The 21376-nt window shown below is 71.9% G+C and carries 19 protein-coding genes; 15 read left to right on the top strand and 4 right to left on the bottom strand.

Annotation, left to right across the window (positions count from 1 at the left end; translation table 11 throughout):
* Positions 1–12: 12 nt before the first annotated feature.
* The 5 genes from DEJ49_RS02840 to DEJ49_RS02820 all read left to right on the top strand — a co-directional run bounded on the left by DEJ49_RS02840 (position 13) and on the right by DEJ49_RS02820 (position 4596).
* Complete coding sequence (locus tag DEJ49_RS02840) at positions 13–942, top strand: ABC transporter ATP-binding protein (protein ID WP_150188005.1); 930 nt, start codon at positions 13–15, stop codon at positions 940–942.
* A complete protein-coding gene (locus tag DEJ49_RS02835; RefSeq protein ID WP_150182221.1) occupies positions 935–1603 on the top strand; it encodes an ABC transporter ATP-binding protein in 669 nt (222 codons plus the stop codon). The genes DEJ49_RS02840 and DEJ49_RS02835 overlap by 8 nt, the downstream gene beginning before the upstream one ends.
* A 160-nt stretch (positions 1604–1763) precedes the next feature.
* Entirely contained in the window at positions 1764–2624 is an 861-nt protein-coding gene (locus DEJ49_RS02830) for a phosphatidylinositol-specific phospholipase C/glycerophosphodiester phosphodiesterase family protein (RefSeq protein WP_150182220.1), read from the top strand.
* A gap of 129 nt (positions 2625–2753) precedes the next feature.
* A complete protein-coding gene (locus DEJ49_RS02825) occupies positions 2754–2948 on the top strand; it encodes a hypothetical protein (protein WP_150164565.1) in 195 nt (64 codons plus the stop codon).
* A gap of 79 nt (positions 2949–3027) precedes the next feature.
* Entirely contained in the window at positions 3028–4596 is a 1569-nt protein-coding gene (locus tag DEJ49_RS02820) for a hypothetical protein (RefSeq protein WP_150182219.1), read from the top strand.
* Positions 4597–4605: 9 nt separating this feature from the next.
* Here DEJ49_RS02820 and DEJ49_RS02815 read toward each other — a convergent pair whose 3' ends face one another.
* Positions 4606–5811 (bottom strand): phosphodiester glycosidase family protein, encoded by a 1206-nt coding sequence (locus DEJ49_RS02815; RefSeq protein ID WP_150188004.1) that lies wholly within the window; start codon positions 5809–5811, stop codon positions 4606–4608.
* A 140-nt stretch (positions 5812–5951) separates the two neighbouring features.
* Positions 5952–6344, bottom strand: a complete 393-nt coding sequence (locus DEJ49_RS02810; RefSeq protein ID WP_150182218.1) for a DUF779 domain-containing protein — start codon at positions 6342–6344, stop codon at positions 5952–5954.
* A gap of 133 nt (positions 6345–6477) precedes the next feature.
* Between DEJ49_RS02810 and DEJ49_RS02805 the strand changes: the two genes are divergently transcribed.
* A complete protein-coding gene (locus tag DEJ49_RS02805) occupies positions 6478–7152 on the top strand; it encodes a L,D-transpeptidase (RefSeq protein ID WP_150182217.1) in 675 nt (224 codons plus the stop codon).
* A gap of 24 nt (positions 7153–7176) precedes the next feature.
* Here the strand turns inward: DEJ49_RS02805 and DEJ49_RS02800 are convergent, their stop codons facing one another.
* Positions 7177–9282, bottom strand: a complete 2106-nt coding sequence (locus DEJ49_RS02800; RefSeq protein WP_223832696.1) for a choice-of-anchor A family protein — start codon at positions 9280–9282, stop codon at positions 7177–7179.
* Positions 9283–9501: 219 nt separating this feature from the next.
* Here DEJ49_RS02800 and DEJ49_RS02795 point away from each other — a divergent pair, with 219 nt between their 5' ends.
* From DEJ49_RS02795 to DEJ49_RS02755, 9 genes are all read left to right on the top strand, one after another.
* Positions 9502–10413: a glycoside hydrolase family 16 protein gene (locus DEJ49_RS02795; RefSeq protein ID WP_150182216.1), complete on the top strand. Its 912-nt coding sequence runs from the start codon at positions 9502–9504 to the stop codon at positions 10411–10413.
* Between the two features lie 176 nt (positions 10414–10589).
* Positions 10590–12068, top strand: a complete 1479-nt coding sequence (locus DEJ49_RS02790) for an integrin alpha (protein ID WP_150182215.1) — start codon at positions 10590–10592, stop codon at positions 12066–12068.
* Positions 12069–12393: 325 nt separating this feature from the next.
* Positions 12394–13434 carry a phytanoyl-CoA dioxygenase family protein gene (locus DEJ49_RS02785; RefSeq protein ID WP_150182214.1) on the top strand — a complete coding sequence of 347 codons (1041 nt, stop codon included), beginning with the start codon at positions 12394–12396 and terminating at the stop codon, positions 13432–13434.
* Positions 13416–14735: a DUF6271 family protein gene (locus tag DEJ49_RS02780; protein WP_150182213.1), complete on the top strand. Its 1320-nt coding sequence runs from the start codon at positions 13416–13418 to the stop codon at positions 14733–14735. The genes DEJ49_RS02785 and DEJ49_RS02780 overlap by 19 nt, the downstream gene beginning before the upstream one ends.
* Positions 14732–15928 carry a type III PLP-dependent enzyme gene (locus DEJ49_RS02775; RefSeq protein WP_223832695.1) on the top strand — a complete coding sequence of 399 codons (1197 nt, stop codon included), beginning with the start codon at positions 14732–14734 and terminating at the stop codon, positions 15926–15928. Before DEJ49_RS02780 ends, DEJ49_RS02775 begins: the two co-directional genes overlap by 4 nt.
* Positions 15925–16506, top strand: coding sequence for a GNAT family N-acetyltransferase (locus tag DEJ49_RS02770; RefSeq protein ID WP_150182211.1), 582 nt, complete (start codon positions 15925–15927; stop codon positions 16504–16506). The genes DEJ49_RS02775 and DEJ49_RS02770 overlap by 4 nt, the downstream gene beginning before the upstream one ends.
* Positions 16484–17680 carry an MFS transporter gene (locus tag DEJ49_RS02765; protein WP_190329249.1) on the top strand — a complete coding sequence of 399 codons (1197 nt, stop codon included), beginning with the start codon at positions 16484–16486 and terminating at the stop codon, positions 17678–17680. Before DEJ49_RS02770 ends, DEJ49_RS02765 begins: the two co-directional genes overlap by 23 nt.
* Before the next feature lie 186 nt (positions 17681–17866).
* A complete protein-coding gene (locus DEJ49_RS02760) occupies positions 17867–18781 on the top strand; it encodes an AurF N-oxygenase family protein (protein ID WP_150182210.1) in 915 nt (304 codons plus the stop codon).
* Between the two features lie 33 nt (positions 18782–18814).
* The gene (locus tag DEJ49_RS02755) at positions 18815–20476 is read left to right on the top strand and encodes an FAD-dependent oxidoreductase (protein ID WP_150182209.1); all 1662 of its coding nucleotides are present in this window, start codon (positions 18815–18817) and stop codon (positions 20474–20476) included.
* Positions 20477–20493: 17 nt separating this feature from the next.
* Here the strand turns inward: DEJ49_RS02755 and DEJ49_RS02750 are convergent, their stop codons facing one another.
* Positions 20494–21222: a hypothetical protein gene (locus DEJ49_RS02750; RefSeq protein ID WP_150182208.1), complete on the bottom strand. Its 729-nt coding sequence runs from the start codon at positions 21220–21222 to the stop codon at positions 20494–20496.
* Positions 21223–21376: the final 154 nt, after the last annotated feature.

Here is a 21376-nt window from a genome sequence, read left to right as displayed (position 1 = left end):
GTACGCTTCCGCATGCGCGGCGGCACGCACGTCTCCGCCGTCACCGACGCCACCTTCGACCTCGCGGCGGGGGAGTGCCTCGCCCTGGTCGGCGAGAGCGGCTGCGGCAAGTCCGTGCTCGCCTCCGCGCTCCTCGGCCTGCTCCCGGAGAACGCGCAGACCGTCGGATCCGCGCTGATCGCGGGCTCCGACGGCCAGGCCCCCGTCGACCTGCTCACCGCCGACGAGCGCACGCTGGCCCGCACCGTGCGCGGGCGCCGCGTCGGCCTCGTACCGCAGAGCCCCGCCGCCCACCTGACGCCCGTCCGCACCGTCCGCTCCCAGCTGGAGGAGACCCTCCGCGAGCTCGCGGGCGTACGGAAGCCGCAGCTCGGGGCCGCCGCCGAAGCGGCCGCCGAACGCGCCGCGTTCCCCCTCGGCCACCTCGACCGCTACCCGCACGAACTCTCCGGCGGCCTCGCCCAGCGCGCCGCCACCGCGCTCGCCCTCATCGGCGACGCACCCCTCCTCCTCGCCGACGAACCCACCACCGGCCTCGACCGCGACCTGGTCGACCGCACCGTCGACGAACTGCGCCGGCACGTCGGCGACGACCGCGCGCTGCTCCTCATCACCCACGACCTCGCCGCCGCCGAGCGCATCGCCGACCGGGTCGCCGTGATGTACGCGAGCCGCGTCGTCGAACTCACCGACGCCGACGCGTTCTTCGGGACCCCGGGCCCCCGCCACCCCTACGCCCGCGGCCTCCTGAACGCCCTGCCCGAGCGCGCCTTCACCCCCGTCCCCGGCATGCCGCCCGAACTCTCCGCGCTCCCCGCGGGGTGCGCGTTCGCGGCGCGCTGCGACCGGGCCGACGACGCGTGCGGCGCGCTGCCCGCACTCACCGACGGCGCCGCCTGCCACCACCCCCACGCGGACGTGCTGGAGGCACCCCGTGCTTGAACTGCGCTCCATCACCGCCGGCTACGACCGCCGCGCCCCCGTCGTCCGCGACGTGAGCCTCACCCTCGCGCCCGGCGAGTCCGTCGGCCTCCTCGGCCCCAGCGGCTGCGGCAAGTCCACCCTGGCCAGGGTCGCCGCGCTCCTGCACCGCCCCGACGCCGGACAGGTCGTCGTCGACGGCGAGACCGCCCGCGGCTGGCGCCACCGCGCACCCCGCGAACTGCGCACCGCCTTCGGCGTCGTCTTCCAGCAGCCGCGGCTCTCCGCCGACCCCCGCCTGACCCTCACCGCCCTGATCGCCGAACCCCTGCGCGCCGTGGGCCGCGGCACCGAAGCGGCCGCCGCGGTCCCGGAGCTGGCCGCCCGGGTCGGCCTCGGCACGGACCTCCTGGACCGCCGCCCGCACGAGGTCAGCGACGGCCAGCTGCAACGGGCCTGCCTGGCCCGCGCCCTGGTGCTCCGCCCCCGCTGGCTGATCTGCGACGAGATGACGGCGATGCTCGACGCCTCCACGACGGCGGCGCTCGTCCACGTCGTGGAGGAGTACCGCACCGAACACGACGCGGGCCTCCTCGCCGTCGGCCACGACCGCGTACTCCTGGAACGGTGGTGCGACCGCACGACGCACTGGGACGAGCTGACGGCCCGGCGTCCCGGCTGACGTCTCGGCCCCGCGGCCCGGCCGTGAACGCACGGCGTCGATAGCGCCAACTCCCGGACAGGCGGGGTTTCCTGGGCCGGGCGGGACCCCATACTCACTGTGGTTCCGCCCGTCGTCGTACGGCGACGCCCCGTATCCCACTCGCCCCCGGGAGGCAGACATGGCCCTCACCACCCGTCGCAGAGCCCTCACGACCTTCGGAGCCGCCCTCGTCGGCGGCGTCGCGATGCCCGCCCATGCGTACGCGACCGGAGGCGGGCACCACCCGCGGCCCCTGATCCGCGCCCACGCCCACAACGACTACGAGCACCCCCGGCCGCTCTTCGACGCGCTCGACCACCGCTTCGGGAGCGTCGAGGCCGACATCTACCTCGTGGACGGGCAACTGCTCGTCGCGCACGACCCGGTGGACCTCGACCCCAGCCGCACCCTGGAGTCGCTCTACCTGGAGCCCCTGGCCGAACGGGTGCGCGCCCAGCACGGGTCCGTGTACCGGGGGTACCACCGCACCCCTTTCCAGCTGCTCATCGACATCAAGACCGAGGGCGCGTCGACGTACGCCGAGCTCCACCGCCATCTGCGGCCCTACCGGCGCCTCTTCACGACGTACAGCCACGGGAAAGTGCGCCGCGGCGCCGTCACCGCCGTCGTCTCCGGGGACCGGGCAGCGCGCGGGCCGATGGAGGCGCAGCGGGTGCGGTACGCCTTCTACGACGGGCGGCTCGCCGATCTCGGCGGGCCCGCGCCCGCCTCGCTCATCCCGCTGATCAGCGACAACTGGTCCCTCAACTTCAGCTGGCAGGGAGTGGGTCCCATACCGCCCGCCGAGCGCGAGAAGCTGCGCGGCATCGTCTCCGCCGCCCACGCGCGCCGGCAGCGCGTGCGTTTCTGGGCCACGCCCGACCTGCCGGGGCCGCAGCGCGAAGCGGTCTGGGGCGAGCTGCTGGCCGCCGGGGTGGATCACCTCAACACCGATGACCTCGCGGGGCTCGAAGCGTTCCTCGACGCACACCGCGGATGATCTTCGAGGATCAACCCTCGCACAAGTAACACCCGTTCGGAGCACAGGTCAGACGCCCGGACGCTCCCTCCGCTACGCCAGACTGACGGCCGGAAGCTGCGGTTCCACGTGGCGGAGGAGGTACTTCCCATGGCTGTTTCGATCTCTGTCGTGCTGCTGCTCGTGATCCTTGCGGTGGTCTTCTTGCGCAACGGAGCGCTGAAGGTGTCGCACGCCGTCGTCTGCGGGCTCCTCGGGTTCTATCTGGCCAGCACGAGCATGGCGCCGACCATCCACGACGGACTCACGGCCACCGCCGACATCGTCAGTTCGATCCGGCCGTGAGGACAGCGAGTCTTTCGGGTTCATGAACAACTGACGCCACGTCATGGACAGTTGTAGAGGCGCCCTCTAGTTTCGGCGCATGTCCAGCAGACTGCGCCGCATCGTGCCCGCCGGTGTCGTGGCCCTGACCGTGTCCCTCGCGGTTCCCGCGTACGCCGACGAGATACCCAACGCCCCCGGGCACCGGCTCGTCGAGCAGTACGAGGGTGCCCCCGCGGAGGCCCGCCCGCTGCCCGGCACCCCGCCTCCCCAGCACCCGTACCTCGCCGCCAACGGCCGCAGCGGCATGCACGCCGACGCCGCCGGCAGCGGAACGTACCCCTGGAGCGGGCCCCTCGGGAAGCGGCCCGCCGTCGACAGCGAGAAGATGGCCGCGCTCGGCGGCGAGTGCGCGACCGTCACCTTCGACCGCGACGGGCGCATCGTCACCGTGTGTGGCACGTTCACCGGGTTCCTGGTCAAGCTGCTCGACCCGAAGACGCTGGACACGCTCGCCGAGTACAAGCTGCCGCAGCGGCCCTCGACCGTCGAGGCCATCACCCGCCTCGACTTCTCGAAGATCTTCAAGGACACGTCCGGCGGCGCCTACTCGTACCTCGACGACCAGGACCGGCTCGTCCTCGCCGACTCGCGCCAGCACATCGTGCGGCTCGCGCACGAACGCGCCGCGGACGGGACCTGGCGCTTCGTCGTCGACAGGGAGTGGGACCTGACGGACCACGTCCCGCACGACTGCGTGAGCTGGACCAACCTCTACCCGAGCGGCGCGTGCGACCCCGTCACGTCCGTGATGCCGGACTGGGACGGGCGCATCTGGTGGGTGACCCGGCAGGGCCGCATCGGCACCGTCGACCCGAAGTCCGGTGACATCCGCTCCGTCCGGCTCGACGGCGAGGAGATCCAGAACTCGTTCTCCGTCGCCGAGGACGGCGTGTCGATCGTCTCCGACCACGCCCTGTACAGCTTCCGCGCCACCGCCGACGGCACGCCGGAGATCATCTGGCGCCAGACGTACGACCGCGGCACCGGCACCAAGCCCGGCTCGGTCAACCAGGGTTCCGGCACGACGCCCGACCTCTTCGGCGCGCACGACGACTACGTGGCGATCACCGACAACGCCGACGACCGAATGAACGTCCTCGTCTACCGGCGCGGCGGCGGCGTGCCGGATGACGAGCGGCTCGTCTGCAAGGTCCCCGTCTTCGGCTCCGGCGCCTCCACCACCGACAACTCGCTGATCACCTGGGGCGACAGCATCGTCGTCGAGAACAACTACGGCTATGAGAACATCACCTCGCTCACCCTCGGCCGCAGTGTCGTCGGCGGCGTCAGCAGGATCGACGTACGCGAGGACGGCACCGGCTGCGACACCGTCTGGGAGAGCGGCGAACGCTCACCGTCCACGGTGCCGAAACTGTCCACCGCCAACGGGCTCCTGTACTTCTACACGAAGGAACCCAACCGCCTCGGCATCGACGCCTGGTACCTGACCGCCGTCGACTTCCGCACCGGCGACACCCGCTGGAAGCGGCTCGCCGGCACGGGCATCGCGTACGACAACAACTGGGCGCCCGTGACCCTGGGACCCGACGGGACCGCCTATGTGGGCGCCTTCAACGGGCTCGTGGCGGTGCGCGACGGTCAGTAGGCGAGCGGCTCAGGACCGGGAGAACACGCCGATGCCGTTCGGGACGGGCCGCTCGATCCCACCGCTGGGGTTGTTGCGGACCGTCACGGCCTCGGCGCCCGGGAGCCGCGCGACCAGCGTGGACGTGGCGGACACCAGCGTGGAGGAGCCGCCGCCGTCCAGGCTGAAGCCGTCCCGTGCCCCGAGGTCCTGGAGGAGCCGCGCCATCTCGGCGATCGTCAGGCCCGTACGGAACTCCGGCGACCCGTCGAGCGACACGAGCAGCAGGCGTTGTCCCCCGTCGGCGATCCCCGCGGCGGTCCGTACCGCCGACGTGGTCCCGTCGAGGCCGGGCAGCGGCTCGCCGTCGCGGAGCACCGGATAGCCGCCGAGCGCGAAGCGCAGGGGCATGTGGGACTCGGCCGCCACCAGGCGGTGACTGACGTGCACCCAGTCGCCCGTCGACAGCTTCCGCAGCTCCTGCGCGCCCGCCTCACGGCCCACCAGGACCGTGGTGCCGCGGTCGATCGGTCCGGTGCCCGGCGTGTCGGCCGAGGCCACCACGCGTCCGTCGCGGACCGTCACCTCGTGGGTGTCCGTGCTGCACGGCGCGCCGCGGCTCGTGTCGGTGCCGCAGGTCGCCCGCACCCGTGACACGGAACCCCAGTCGCTGGTGAACGCGCCGACGGAGCCCACCGGCAGCGCGTACTGGTTGAGGCCGCCCAGCGGCAGCCGGGCGTCCTTGGTGCGGATCCGTCCGTCCAGGGCGAGGCTGTCCAGGCGGGCCCTGCGGTCGTACCCGACGCCGAGTACGGCCTCGGTGGTCACGCCCGGCGGCATCGCGGGCCCGAACCGCTGCCCGTTCGGCACGGCGCCCTTGAGCACATGGCCGCCCGCGATCGCGGGCCCGACGGGCGCGCCGGTCGCCTCGACGCCCGGGTGCTGCGTCTCGGTGATGTTGAAGAAGTCGCCGTTGATGCCACCGACGGCACCGGCGCCGTCCGCCAGCGCCGAGACGGGCGCCCGCGCGGCGACCTTGCCCGGGTACAGCAGCCCGACGCTGGTGCGCGGGTCGCGCAGATCCACGTCGAGCACGTGCGCGCGGGCCGCGCCGTGGGATCCAGCCACGTCGAAGTATCGATACTGCACACCTGGCGCCACAGGACCGGACGCGCGCTTCCCACCCCCTACGGCAGTGGCCGGCGCCGCTCCCGTGAGAGCCGCGCCGGCCAGCATGCCGAGCGTCGTGACAAGGGTCAGGGCCGTTCTGAACCGTCCACCGCACAGATTCTGGCGAGTCACAGATCCCCCTGGTTTCCGACCGGGCAGCGAACCAACTGTCGCAGCAGCCAGAGGAGTTCACCAGATGCCGGTGGCTACGTTCCGACCAGCCGAGAACGGATCAGGAAACGTACGCCTTCCGGGGCCTCCAGTGAGAAGCCGCTGCCGCGCCCCGGCACGACGTCCACGATCAGCCGGGTGTGGCTCCACAGCTCGTACTGGCTCTTCGACATCCAGAACGCTACGGGCTCGGCCACCCCTTCGACCGTCAGCGACGCGAGGTGGACGTCGGATTGGCCGGTACGGAACTCGCCGTCCGGGTAGCACATGGGGGCGCTGCCGTCGCAGCAGCCGCCGGACTGATGGAACATCAGCGGCCCGTGCACCGCCCGCAACCGCCGCAGGAGCCGGGCCGCCGCGGGGGTGAGCTCCACCAGGGGGACGTCGTCCCCGATGGCCTTCGTCTCATGAGGGTCATGACGGTCCATGGCGGGACTCTGCCCTCCGGCACGTTGCAAGAGGGTTGCGAGGCGGTGGCCGGGGGCCCGCTGTTCGGAGCAATCGTGGGATGGTCGGGTCGTGTCGCCCGGGGTGCGGCGGCGCACGGGTGAAGCTGGTGCGATGCGTTGGCTCCTTCCGGCGATCGCCGCCCTGTCGTTGGCCGTCCCCGCGTCGTACGCGGCGCCTCCCGGACCCGTCCAGGGTCCCGCGTGCCGAACCGGCACCGCCCCCTACCAGCGCGAACTGGAGCGGGAGCTGCGGCGGCCCGTCGACGGCCGGCAGTCCGCCGCGGACTGCGAGGCCATCCGGCGGCTCCAGCAGCGGCTCGGCGTCCGCCCTGCCGACGGCAGGGCCACACTGCGCACGTACCGCTTCCTCGTCGCGGACAAGATCCGGCGCGACCCGGCGGAACGGCGGGCCTGCCCCGTCAAGCCGTACCGGATCACCTGCGTGGACCTGACCCGGCAGATCCTGTGGGCGCAGAGCGGCCGCAGGCTGGTCTTCGATCCGGTACCGGTGCGCAGCGGCCGCGACGGTCTGGAGACCCGCCGCGGCTGGCAGCGGATCTACCTGAGGCATCGCGACCACTACTCGACGATCTACCGCGTCCCCATGCCGTACGCCCAGTTCTTCAACGGCGGACAGGCTCTGCACGGCACCCGCTCCGACCTCTTCAGGTCCGGCTCGGGCGGGTGCGTCAACCTCGCCGTGGACGACGCCCGGCGCCTCTACGACCTGCTGCAGATGGGCGACCGCGTCTACCTCTGGGGATCGAAGCCGGGCACGGGCGGCTGACGCCACCCGCGCCCGGAACGCGGGTCACTTCCCCTTCTTGCCTCCGCCCCGCTGGTTGGTGAGCGTCACCGTGACGTCCTTGGCGGGCTTGTGGCCGGTCACCTTGTGCGGTCCGCTGACCCTCTTCGCGGGCATGACGTAACCGTCGGGGACGGCGGTCTCCCTGAGGTAGTACGAGCCGGGTGTGAGGCCCTGGAACGCGCACCGCCCGCGGCCGTCCGTGGCGCAGCCCCGGTCGGCGAGGGTGTCCCGGCGCGCGCCCGACGTCTGGAGGCCGGGCGTGCCGTTGCTCTCGCGCCAGAGCTGGAAGACCGCGCCGGCCAGTGGCCTGCCCGTCTTCCTGTCCTTCTTGACGACCGTGAGCGAGCCGTGGACGTCGGGCTTCGCCTGCTTGCGGTTCAGCGCCTCGACGGAGGCTCCGAGCGCGACGTCGGACTCGGTGAGGACGAGCGGTCCGAAGACCGCCGGGTCCGGGAGCTCGTATCCGTTCGGTGCCTTGGTCTCCACCCAGTAGTACGTGCCGGGCTTGACGGTTTCGCGGCAGGCGCCGTTCGCGTTCGTCGTGCAGGGCGATCCCTGGGCGGTGTCCGGGTCCGCGCCGCCCCGCTGGAGGCCGGGTGTGCCATTGGTCTCGCGCCAGAGCTGGAAGACGGCGCCGGGCAGCGGCTTCCCGGTGTCCTGGTCCTTCTTGACCACGGAGACCAGGCCTTCCTTGGCGGACGGCTCGTCCTTCTTCTTGTTGGTGGCCGGGACCGACACGCCCTCGGTGGCGTTCGCCTCGGTCAGCTCCAGCGGCCCGAAGACGTTCGGGGTGGGGCGCTCGTACCCCTTCGGCGCCTTGGTCTCGCGCCAGTAGTACGTGCCGAGCGGCACGGTCCGCGCGCACTCGCCCTGCGCCTCGGTGACGCAGGGGTCGCCGACCTTCGTGTCCGGGTCGTCGCCGCCGGTCTGCAGTCCGGCTGCGCCGTTGGATTCGCGCCACAGTTCGAACTCGGCGCCCTTCAGGGGCTTTCCGCCGTCCTCGTCGGTCTTGACGACCTTGACCTCGCCGGTGGCAGGCGCGGTGGCGCAGTCCGGCAGGTCACCGAGGAAGGGATAGTTGTGGAACTCCTGGCCGCCGCCACCCGTCGCCGAGCTGGTGTGGGTGAGCGAGCCCGTGGTGAAGAAGCGGCCGTTCATGCCCGGCACGCTGACCGTCGTCATCGAGGCCTGGTCGCCGACCAGGACGCTGCCCTGGAACTGTCCGGTGCCCTTGACCTCCACCGAGGTGGCGTCGGGGAAGTTCCACAGTAGACGGCTGCGCAGCTTGTTGAGCTGACTGCTGTCGTCGATGGTGCCGCTGTACGTGTTGATGGTGCGCTTGGTGCCGAGGATGTTGACCAGGATCGTGGCGCCGTCCGGGATGCCCTCGAAGCGGATGCCCTCCTGGCCGCCGCTGCCTCCCATCAGGTCGAAGTCGACGTTGAAGACCTGGAGCATCGAGGTGTTGTCGCCGCGGAACAGGGTCTCGCCGCCCGCGTGGGTGGCGGTTCCGGTGGGCGTGCGGGTGCCGCCCTCGGGGTGCGCGTAGCACTGGCTGGCGGCGGTCAGTTCGTCGCGCAGGGGGATGTAGGGCTTGGCGGCGTCGGGGTCCTTGCGCTTGGTGCCGACGATCGTGCCGCTCGCGTCCTTCGCGTACCGCACCACACCGTCCTCGGCGAGGAGCCGCTCCCCGCCGGCGACGGTGACGTCGCCGCCCGCGGTGAGCCAGTCGGCGCCGACGGGCGGCGCCACCCGGGAGCCGACGCCGGCCTCGCCGACGTTGTAGACACCGCTGACGCCGGCCGCCTTGTCCTGGTCGAAGTCGCCGAGGACGACGACCCGCCCCTCGGCTTCCGCGGCCTTCTCGCGGACGAGGAAGTCCCCGCCCACGTAGATGTTGATGCCGTTGTCGCGGTACTTGATCCCCCCGTTGTTGATCGGCGGATAGTCGCCGTCGGGGCAGTTGCCCGGCACGCACGGGCCGAGGCCGCCGGGCAAGGGTTTCGCGGCGGCCTCGGCGACGGGCACGGCCGACAGGCTCGTCCCCGCCACGACGCCGAGGAGACAGAGGTACCTCGTCCCGGTCCGGACGAGGGAAGGAAAGGTCACGCGCACATCAGCTCCCACGAGGGTCAAATGAGACGTGGGGAGGCTCGCACGATCGACGTCCGGGACCGTTCAACCTATCCGCGCTTCATAAGAAGAGCACTGCAAAGGACGAGCGTTGCGCCGTCCGTGTGGCGGCATCTCCGTGTCTCCACGAGGATGTCCCCCCTCGACGAGGCGTGGCCCCTCTCGCGGGGGCGTCCGTGGAGCGGAGGCGGCGCGATGGGATCACATGCTGCGGCCGGACGGCGGCGTCGGCGGCCGGTCGTGTTCGGGGCGCTCGGCGCGGCGTTGCTGGGGGTCCTGCTCTGCGTTCCGAGCGCGGGGGGAGCGCCGGTTCCGGCGGACGCCTGCCGCACGGCGGGGAGTGCGCTGCCGGTCGGCGACTGCGGGCCGTTCTGGCAGGTGCTCGCCGAGGACTTCAACGGCGACCGGGTGCCGCTTGGCGCGTTCAGCGACTGCGACCACCATGTCGACACCTCCGCCGCGTACTGCGCGGGGCTCGAAGGGCCGTACCGGGACAACTGGTGGGCGTACCCGACCGGCTGGCCCGACACGGCGGGCGGCCGGGGCCGGGACGTCGTGGGCGTCTACCACCCGGAGGACACGGTGAGCGTGGGGCCTGCGGCGGACGGCGACGGCCGGATGCGCATCCGTATGTGGCGGCCCGCCGACGGAGGGCCCGTCCACGCGTCGGCGGTGGTACCACGCGCGGTCATGCAGATGAAGTACGGCAAGTACAGCGCACGCATCAAGGTGACCAAGTCGGCTCCCGGCTACAAGTCGGCCTGGCTGCACTACGGCGGCGGCTGCGAGATGGACCACCCGGAAGGCGAGTGGACCGGCTCCCTCACCGCCTTCCACCACCCCTGCGGCGGAGGGGAGCAGGGCGCGTACCCGGGCGCCGACGACTGGACCGCGTGGCACACCGTCTCCACCGAGTGGACGCCCGGCCATGTCCGGTTCTTCGTCGACGGACGCGAGACCGGGCACGACACGCGCGGCGTCCCGGACCGCCCGCTCTCCTGGGTCCTGCAGAACGAGAGCGCCCTGGAAGGGCCGGGGGCCGCACCCGGCAGCAGCGCACAACTGGAGATCACCTGGGTGGCGGCGTACGCCTACGGGTGGAAGTGACCGCAGAGGGGAAGTGACGCTTCCGGGAACTGCGAACACACGCTCCGGAAGCAGATCGTGAACCCCGTACAACCCTGGCGCCCCATCCCGTGTCGAACAGGGCGCCGGACAAGGAACGGGCCCTTTCCGGACACCCCCCGCGCCTGCCCGGCCACCTTCCTTCACAGGAGCCGCTCGTGCGCAAGAACCGTTCGGCCGCCCTCGCCGCGGCATCGTTCCTTCTGCTGACCGGGGCCGGTATCGCCGCCGCCCCCTCCGCCTTCGCCGGCACCCCTGGGGGCACCCGGGCCGACGACCGCAACAGTGACTTCAACGGCGACGGATACGAGGACGTCCTGGTGGGCGCCCCGGGCGCCACGGTGAGCGGCGCCAAGGGCGCGGGGCTCGTCACGGTCCAGTACGGCTCCACCGGGGGCATCAACACCAGCAACGTCGCCAGATTCAGTCAGTCGACGTCCGGCGTCTCCGGCGCCGCCGAGGCGGGTGACAACTTCGGCAAGGCCGTCGCCACCGGCGACCTCGACGGCGACGGCTACGACGACGCGGTCATCGGCATCCCCGGTGAGGACCTCGACGCAGGGGCGGACGCCGGTGGCGTCGCCGTCCTCTGGGGCTCGAAGTCGGGACTCACCGGCTCTGCCAGCGACTGGCTGCAGAGCCAGGACGCCGCCGCGGGCCAGCAGTTCGGTCTCGGGCTCGCCGCGGCGCACTTCACCGCGGACACGCCGGGCGACCTCCTCGCCGTCCTCGACCGGGACAACGTGGACCTGTACGTGTACGAGCCCGCGCCGCAGGCCAGGGGCGAGGCGCCGCTCCGCCGCCAGGCCTCCGAGCGGCTCGGCAGGTCGGCCGCCGCGAGCGCGATCGTGTCCAAGTCGCTGACCACCGGCGACTACGACAAGAACGGCTACGCGGACCTCGTCGCCTCCGGAACCACCGACGGGGACGAGCCCGGGCACGGCTGGTCCGTGCAGTTCGCGGGCGGCGCCGACGGCCTGACGTACAAGAACGACCTGCGCGGCGGCCCGGTCGCGGCCTCCGGCGACATCAACAACGACGGCTACGACGACCTCGTGACAGGCGAGCCCGCGTCCCCGGACGACGGCGGCGAGACGATGACCGGCGGCCTGGTCGGCGTGCGCTACGGAACCGAGGACGGCCTCGTGAACGAGGCCAAGTGGTGGACGCAGGACGCCGAGGGCGTGCCGGGCGTCGCCGAGCCCGGTGACGGCTGGGGAGCCGACCTGTCGGTCGCGGACACCAACGGCGACGGGTACGCCGACGTGGCGATCGGCGCGCCGGGCGAGGACATCGGGACCGTCGCCGACGCGGGCGCCGTCTGGGTCCTGCGCGGCTCGGAGAACGGGATGACGGCGAGCGGCGCGAAGTCGTTCGACCAGAACTCCGCGGACATCCCCGGCGAGGCCGAGAAGGGCGACAAGTGGGGCGCGCAGGTGCGGCTCACGGACCCGAACCGCGACGGGCGCTTCGGGCTCCTCGCGGCGGCGCCCGGCGAGAACACCGGGGACGGCGTGGTGTGGGTCCTGTCGGCGAACTCCGGCGGGGTCACGGCCGCCGGGTCCTGGACGTACGGGGCCGGTTCGCTCGGGGCGCCGGCCGCGGACGCGGCGTTCGGTGCGGCGATCGACGAGTAAGGGTGCGTGACAGTGCGTAACAGCGTGTAGAAGCAGGTCCCCGGGGCGGGTTGCTCCTGCCCCGGGTCTCACGAGGCGTCACCGCGTGCGGTGGCGCCTCTTCTGTTGTGGTCCGGACCAACTACCCGCCGGTAGGCGCGAGTTGAGCTGCAGGATCTTTGCCGAATCCACATATGACGGGCGAGTGAACTGGGGGTAAATGTCGCCTTTTTGCCTCCCAAGGCGCCCAATTCAATTGTTGACACGGAGAGTTGGTCTAGTCCATTTTGGTGATCCGGCGTGGAGATCTGCCGCCGGAGATGAGAACCGATCCTTGGAGCACCACATGGCAGCGAGTGACCGCTACCTCCATCGAGCCCCCTCCGCCGTCCCGTACTTCAGCTCGGACGCCGACACGTACCTGGCCCAGACCCAGCTGCGCGACCTCGAGAAGACCCGGCCCCTGCGCGTCCTCTCCGAGGAGGACTTCGCCCACTGGCAGACGTACGGCTACATAGTCGTGAAGCAGGCGATCCCCCGCGAGGCCGCCAAGGACCTCCTCGACTTCGCCTGGGAGTTCCAGGGCCTGGACCGCGGCCGCCCCGAGACCTGGTACGAGGAGCGCGAGTGGCGCTCCGACCTCGACCGTGAGCTGCACGTCTACGGCTTCGTCGAGGCCTACCACCACCAGCTCATCTGGGACAGCCGCCAGACGCAGCGGGTCTACGACGCCTTCGTCGACGTATGGGACTGCGAGGAGCTCTGGGTCACCCTGGACCGCCTCAACCTCAACCCGCCCAACGTCAAGAACCGCTCGCGCTCCCTGATCGCGCCCACCGAGCGAGGCTTCGACATCAACCTCCACTGGGACGTCGACACCACCCTCGGCGTGCTGCCCCAGCGCGTGCAGGGCATCATCGCCCTCGACGACACCCGCGAGGACCACGGCGGCTTCCAGTGCTGCCCCGAGCTGTTCCGTCAGTTCGACCGCTGGAAGGCGCTCCAGCCGGACGGCCGTGACCCCATCCGCCCCGCGATCGACCGCGACGAGATGCCCGTCGTCCGGCCCGAGCTGGAAGCCGGCGACCTGCTGATCTGGAACGGTCTGCTGGCCCACGGCGTGGCCCCCAACACCTCGAAGGACGGCGTCCGCGCGGTCCAGTACCTCTCGATGATGCCCGCCCTGGAGACCCACGAGGAGCTCCGCCGCTCGCGCATCGACTCCTGGTCCAACCTGAGCACCCCGGAGTGGAACGCCACGCTGCTCGGCGACGCACACAAGCACGAGTCCCTGCGCTACGGCACCGCCGCCCTCAACGACCTGGGCGCCAAGCTCCTCGGCCTCAAGTCCTGGAACGGGGAAGCCGCATGCGACGCATCTGCCTGACCCTCCCCACCAACCGGTCCTGCCCCGAGACCATCGCCGCGATCGGCGAGGAAGCCGCGTACGCGGCCGCGCACTTCGGTGTCGAGGCGTACCTGCTGATCCTGGACTCCTCCGACACCGCCACGTTCGCCGACCACACCCGGGCCGTCGCCGCACTGCCCGACGTGCCGCACGTCGTCGTGCACCACCTCGACGAGGCGGCGCAGCGCGACTTCCTGCGTGACGTGATCGACCGCGCCGAGGTCGCCAAGCCCGAGCTGATGCTCGGCCTGATGCTGCCGGACCGCCTCTCCTACGGCGCCTGCACCAACCGAGCCTTCCTCGTCGCCCGCGCCCTCGGCTGCGAGTCCGTCCACCGCAGGGACTCCGACAGCCGCTACCAGAGCGTCGACGGCGAGCCCGTCTTCCCGGTGCACCACGAGCTCATGTCGCTCGGCAAGCCCGCGCGGGAGGCCGCGCACGGCGTTTCGGAGAGCGCTCTCGACCCGTGCCTCGCCGACCGGCGCGTGGCGATGGTGGGCAGCTCCTTCGTCGGGGAACTCTCCGTGGACATCGGCGAGATCCAGCACATCGACCCCGACGTGTACCACGACGTGGTGAGCCTCTGGGCGCCCGAGCACTGGTCCGACGCCGAGAAGCGGGCGCTGGTCGACGAGTCCTTCCGGGGCGCGGGCACCGACCCGTTCGAGCGCGACCACGCACTCCTCGGCCTCGTCGACCCGATGCGCGTCGACATGTGCAACATCAGCTTCCACGACGTGCACGAGCGCGTGCCGCTGCCGCCCGCCACCGACACCATCGGCAGCGACTACTTCCTCATCCACCTGGTCCACGACGCCGCCCTGCCCGGCGTCCTGCACAACAGGAACATCGTCAACTACTACACCGGGGAACGCAGGACCGACGCCGGCTTCCTCGCGTACCAGACCCGCTACGCGAAGTTCCTCCTGTCGATGCTCTACTTCAACCACATCTACGACCGCATGGCCGAGGCCGGCGAGGACCTGCTCGACGGGCAGGGCCACGTGCGTCCCTCCGTCATCGCCGAGTTCGCCCGGCGGAGCGCCGCACTCGACCAGGCGGAGAACGTCCGGCGCCTCGACCGCCTCGACGCCGCCCACCGCACGCTCGGCGGCCGCTACACGGACGTCGCCGACCACCTGGCCGCGCACCGCGAACGCCTCCTCGACGAGGCACGCGGCGACATCGAGGACTTCGCCCTGCTGACCGAGGCATGGCAGCCGCTGATGCGTGCCGCCCAGGACATCGGCTCCCTCACGACGACGGGAACCCCCGCGTGAGCACCACGACGACGTACCGGCCCGACAGCGCCTCGCTTCTGGACGCCCTCGCGGCCGCCGCCGAGGACCAGATCGTCTACGACCTCCCCGGCATCGAGGAGGGGTACGACACGCTGCTGCGCGAACTCCCCGGCGTCGCCGTCCGCTTCGCCATGAAGGCCTGCCCCGTCGACGAGATCCTCGCCCTCCTCGCCCGGCGCGGCTCCGGCGTCGACGCGGCGAGCCCCATCGAGGTGGAGCAGGCGCTGCGGGCGGGCGTGCCCATCGGGCGCGTGCACTACGGCAACACCGTGAAGTCCGACCGGAACATCGCCGACGCGTTCCGGCTCGGCATCAGGGACTTCGCGACCGACAGCCTGGAGGACGTGCGGGCGGTCGCGGAACACGCCCCGGGCAGCCGGGTCTTCTGCCGCCTCGCCACCACCGGCGAGGGCGCGCTCTGGGGGCTCAGCAACAAGTACGGCTGCTCGCCCGAGGACTCCCTCGCGATCCTGGAGACGGCACGCGACCTGGGGCTCACGCCCGCGGGCCTCTCCGTGCACGTCGGGTCGCAGCAGATGACCGCCGACGCCTGGAACGGCGCGTTCGACCGGATCGCCGACGTGCTGACCGCGCTCGCGGGCCGCGGCATCGCCCTCGACCACGTCAACCTCGGCGGGGGCCTGCCCGCGCTCGGCTACCGCGACAAGCACGGCAGAACCCTCGAACCGCCGATGGACAAGATCTTCACCGTCATCCGCGAGGGCATGGCACGCCTGAGCGCGCTGCCCGGACACGACCTGGGCTTCGTCATCGAGCCGGGCCGCTACCTCATCGCCGACCACGGCGCCATCCGCGCCCATGTCTCCCGGCTCTCGGCGCGCCGCAGGCCGGACGGCGAGCGCCAGTACTGGCTGTACCTGAGCTGCGGCAAGTTCAACGGCCTCTACGAAATGGACCAGTTGCAGTACCGGCTGGTCTTCCCCTCGCACCGCGGTGCCGAGTCCGTCCCGGCCGTGGTCGCCGGGCCCACCTGCGACAGCGACGACGCCTACTCGCACGAGGACGGCCTCGTGCCGGTGCCCAAGGGGCTCGCCTCCGGCGACCCGGTCTGGGTGATGTCCTGCGGCGCCTACGCCACCAGCTACATGACACAGGGCTTCAACGGCTTCAGCCCGCTCCCGTACACCTGGATCGACGGCGAGGCGGCATGAGCGACGTCGTACGCATACGCCGCATCGCCGACGCCGACTGGCCCGGCATCGTGGAACTGGAGTCCCGCGCCTACGCGCCCCTCGGCCTCTCCGAGGGGCGGGAGGCGCTGGAGTCCCGGGTGGACGCGTCGCCCGGGACGTGCTTCGCACTGGACTTCGGACAGCACCTGGGGGGCTATCTGCTCGCCCTGCCGTATCCGGAGTCCGCGTACCCGGAGCTGAACGGGCCCGAGCGCGGGCCGACACCCGCCTCGCGCAACCTGCACCTGCACGACATCGTCGTCGCGGAACACCTGCGGCACCGCGGCCTGGCCCGGCACCTCCTGCGCCACCTCATGGCCACGGCCCGCGCGCACGGGTACGAGCAGATCTCCCTGGTCGCCGTCGGCGGCAGCGAGACGTTCTGGTCGGGCCGCGGCTTCACCGCACACGCGGGCCCGCCACCGGCCGGCTACGGCCCGACGGCTGTCTACATGTCGAGAACGACGGGCCCGACGACAACGAGAACCACACGACCGGTGACCGTACCGGCGCGAGAACCAGAGAAGTGGGCTGATGCGGGTGCTCCGCGTGCGTGATCCTTTCCATCGGAGCCAGCTGGCGATCGCGGCACTGTTCTGCTCGCTCGGCTTCCAGTACGCGACCTGGGCGTCGCGCATCCCGGCCATCAAGGAGGACCTCGGCCTGTCCGCGGCCGAGGTCGGCGTGCTCCTGATGGCCGCGGGCATCGGCGCGGCCGTGTCGTTCCCGCTCGTCGCCGTCCTCATGCGGCGCCTCGGCTCGCAGCGACTCGCGCTCCTGTCGGCGCTCTGTCTGGCGCTGCTCCTCCTCGCCCTGGCCGGGGCGCCCAACTATCCCGTGGCGCTGCTGGTCATGTGCGTCGACGGCGTCCTCGTGGGCTGTCTCAACGTGGCCATGAACGCGCAGGGTGCCGAGCTGGAGAAGCGGTACGAGCGCAATGCCATGGCGCGCCTGCACGCGACGTTCAGCGGCGGTTCGCTGCTCGCCGCGCTGCTGGCGTCCGGCATGAACGCGGTGACCTCGGCGGTCGCCGCGCACTTCGGGGCGGCCGCGCTCTTCCTGCTCCTGCTGGTGCTCTGCGCCCGTACGGGGCTGCTCGCCGAGCAGCAGCCGGCCGACGGTGCGGCGGAGGAGTCGGGTGCGGCGCAGGACGCGGCGCCCGGGAAGAAGAAGTCCAAGTGGACGGTGCCGTCCCGGGTGACGCTGTGGATGTGCGTCGCCATGGCCTTCGGCACCGTCACCGAGGGCGCCATGAACGACTGGTCGGCGCTCTATCTGGAGGACGTCGCCGAGGCGTCCGCCGAGCTGGCGCCCCTGGGCATCGCCGTCGTCTCCGGAATGATGGTCGTCGCCCGGCTCTTCGCCGACGGCTGGCGCAGCCGCTGGGGCGACGGCCGCGTCGTCCTGTCCGGGAGCGTGCTGGCCGGGGCGGGTCTGGCGCTCGCCCTGCTGAGCGGGGGCCTTGTGCCCGCGCTGCTCGGCTTCGCCTGTGTCGGCCTCGGCATCGCGGCCGTCACCCCCTGCGTCTACGTGGCCGCGGCCGGACAGGGCTCGGACTCGCTGACCCTGGTGGCGGCCATGGGGACGACGGGTCTGCTCGCCGGGCCGCCGCTGATCGGTTTCATCGCCCACGCCAGCAGCCTGGTGTGGGGTCTGGCCGCCGTCGCAGCCTCGGCGCTGGTCGTCTCGGCGTGCAGCACGCGGATCCGCTGGCCGGCCACGACCGGCTGACCTGCGCGGCTTTACGGCTCCACCGGCTCTGTCCAATCTCTTACTTACTCGAGGGTAGGCGTACCCGACCCCCTTGTTATACGTTCTGTCTAACAACGGGGTCGCGGCCTGCCGTGTGACGAGGCGCCGTGCCCGCTGCCTTGACGCCGTCGGAGCCGACGCGTCACCGAGCCAAGGAGCCGCAGCATGGCAAGCAGCACTGTTCGGCCGAGCACACAGGGCAGTTCCCCGGAGGGCGATGTCGCCCGGCGGCTGTTGGACTCGGCCGCCGTGCTGGCGTACGACCCGGCCGTCGAAGTCGACTGGGACACGCCCCTCGACCGCGACTGCCACGGCGCCAGCCCGGAGTGGAGCACGCTCTACGGCACCGCCTACTGGCAGGAGATGACCGAGGAGCAGCGCAAGGAGCTGACCCGGCAGGAAGCCGCTTCAGTGGCCAGCACGGGCATCTGGTTCGAGATGATCCTGCAGCAGATGGTGCTGCGCGACGTCTACGCCAAGGACCCGACCAGCACCGAGGTGCAGTGGGCGCTCACCGAGATCGCCGAGGAGTGCCGCCACTCCATCATGTTCGCCCGCGGCGCCGAGAAGCTGGGCGCCCCCGCCTACCGGCCGCGCCGCTGGGCGACCGAACTCGGCAGGGTCTTCAAGTCCGTCGCCTTCGGGGAGGCCGCGTACGCCGCGATCCTCGTCGCCGAGGAAGTCCTCGACGTGATGCAGCGCGACTGGATGCGGGACGAGCGCGTCGTGCCGTTCGTCCGCACCATCAACAACATCCATGTCGTCGAGGAGTCGCGGCACATGAAGTTCGCCCGCGACCAGACGCGCAAGCAGCTCGCGGGCGCGGGCCGGGTGCGCCGCGAGATCAACTCGCTCATCATCGCCATCGCGTCGTACGTCATCGTCACCAGCATGGTGAACCGCAAGGTGTACGCGAACGCCGGACTCGACGAGGAACGCGCCGTCGCCGAGGCGAAGGCCAACGAGCACCACAAGTCCATGATGCGGTCGAGCTGTTCGGGCCTCATGGAGTTCCTCGCCTCGTGCGGCCTGCTCACCAAACCGGCCCTGGTCTTCTACAAGCGCGCCCACCTCATCTGAGCCGACCCACCTGAGCCGAGCGAGCCGACGAACATGACCTACGCCATCACCCAGACCTGCTGCAACGACGCCACCTGCGTCGCCGTCTGCCCGGTCAACTGCATCCACCCCACGCCGGAGGAGCGGGCGTTCGGCAGCACGGAGATGCTGCACATCGACCCGAAGACGTGCATCTCCTGCGGCGCCTGCGCCGACGCCTGCCCCGTCGACGCGATCTTCCCGGTGGACACCCTGCCGCTCGCGCAGAAGGAGTACGCCGCCATCAACGCGGCCTACTACGACGACGCGACGGTGGAGGAGACGCCCGAGCCGGACCGGGACGGGCCCAACTTCCACGCCTGGGGCGAGCCGTCCTTCCCCCGCGTGCTGCCCGCGGACTTCGCACCGCTGAAGATCGCAGTCGTCGGCACGGGCCCCGCCGGGATGTACGCCGTGCAGGACCTGCTGCTCCACACCAGCGCCGAGGTCACCCTGATCGACCGGCTCCCGGTCGCCGGCGGACTCGTGCGCTACGGCGTCGCGCCCGACCACCCCGCGACCAAGAAGGTCGGCGAGACCTTCGCCCGCTTCCACGCCCACCCGCGGGTACGGATGCACCTCGGCCTCGACGTCGGCACCGACGTCACCCCCGAGGAGATCGCGGCCCACCACGACGCGGTCGTCTACGCCGTGGGCGCCTCGGCCGACCGCCGTCTGTCGATCCCCGGCGAGGAACTGCCCGGCAGCATCTCCGCGACCTCGTTCGTCGCCTGGTACAACGCCCACCCGGACGCGAAGCCGGACGGCATCGATCTCTCGGCGGAGCGCGCGGTCGTCGTCGGCAACGGAAACGTGGCCCTGGACGTCGCCCGGATCCTGCTCGCGGACCCCGACACCCTCGCCCGCACCGACATCGCCGACCATGCGCTGCGCGCCCTGCGCGACAGCAAGGTCCGCGAAGTCGTCCTGCTCGCCCGGCGCGGCCCCGCGCACGCCGCGTACACCACGTCCGAACTCCTCGCCCTCAAGCACCTGCCGGGCGTGGACCTGGTCGTCGACGACCACGACCCGCGCGTCGCGGACGCCATCGACACGGCGGACGCGAAGGACAAGGCGGCGGTCCTGCGGGGCGTCACCCGCGCACGGCCGGACTGGGCACGGCAGCCCGAGCCCGGCCGCAGGATCGTGCTGCGCTTCCACTGCGAACCCGTCGAAGTCCTCGGCACGGAACGGGTCGACGCGGTGCGCGTGACGACGGCGGCGGGGGAGCGGTCGATACCGGCGGGCCTGCTCCTGCGCGCCATCGGCTACCGCGGCACACCCGTCGCAGGCCTGCCCTTCGACGAGACCGGCGGCACCGTGCCCCACGAGGGCGGCCGGGTCGAGGGACGGCCCGGCACCTATGTCGTGGGCTGGATCAAGCGCGGCCCCAGCGGCGGCATCGGCGCCAACCGCACCTGCGCCGCCGAAACGGTCACCACCCTCCTCGCCGACGCGGTCGCGGGCGTGCTGCCCACCCCGCGGCACGCCACGAAGGCCTTCCACCGTCTTGCGCGCCGCCGCAACCGTCACGTCGTCGACGCGCGCGGACTCGCCGCCATCGAACGGGCCGAGGTCACCCGCGGCGCGAGCGCGGGACGACCACGCGTCAAGATCGCCACGGTCGCCGAACTCGTCTCCACGGCACGGTCGGGCCGGGCGGGCCTCCTGCGCTGACCGGCTCTGCGCGGGGGTCAGTCCACCGGGGACGTCTCGTCGACCTCGTACGCCTCAAGACCCGGGGTCGCGAGGATGTCGGCGACGCACCGCGCGGAACCTCCGACGTACGTGCTGACGAGGCCGACGTCGCCGCCCACGCACCAGGCGCGGTCATCGGGCCACCACAGGTCGGGGAGTTCGGGCACCCCGTCGACGGAGCCCGGCGCGGGCGAGTCGGCGTCGTCGAGGGGGCCGGAGAGCAGGATCTCCTCGCGGCCCGGTGTGTCGAAGGCGGGCACGCCGTCCCATTCGATGTGCCCGTAGCCGGCCCACAGTCCGTACCAACACCGGCCGGGTGTCCCGGTGTGCCGGGCCAGGACGGGGATCAGGGCGCGGGCCACATCGCCGGGCGTCGGCCCTTCGTGCGGGTGCTCGTCCCAGACGCCGGGGACGGCCGGGGTGTCGTCGTTGCGGTAGAGGAGACGGTCCTCGGCGCCGATCAGTTCGTGCCAGCGCGTCGCCGCACCGACCGTCGCGCCGTACGCGGCGGCGGCCCGGTCCCACCGCACCGGTGCGGTGCCGAGCCGTGCGGGGTGCAGGATCCGCGCGTACGCCTCGAACCCCGGGGCACACACCCCGGCGACCGTCCCGAACCCGTCCGCACCCGGCGGGCGTTGCTCCAGCCAGCGGGCGGGGGACAGGTCGTGCCGCTCGACGCGGAGACGGCCGTAGACGTGCGGGGGCGGAAGACGGTCGACGAACATGGCCCCAGTGTCGCCTGCGGGGCGAGGAGGAACGGGCTCGGGGTACGCGAGAAGGCCCCGGTCTCCGTGACGGAGGCCGGGGCCTTCTTTCCCTGAGCGCTGGGCAGGCCTTGCACCTGCATCTCCCCACAGGAAGTGGGGCGCCTTTCCTTGG

Origin of the sequence: Streptomyces venezuelae (assembly GCF_008642335.1) — a bacterium.
GTDB lineage: Bacteria > Actinomycetota > Actinomycetes > Streptomycetales > Streptomycetaceae > Streptomyces > Streptomyces venezuelae_F.
The sequence above is the reverse complement of the archived record's forward strand: the minus strand, read 5'-3'. Positions and strand labels throughout refer to the sequence as shown.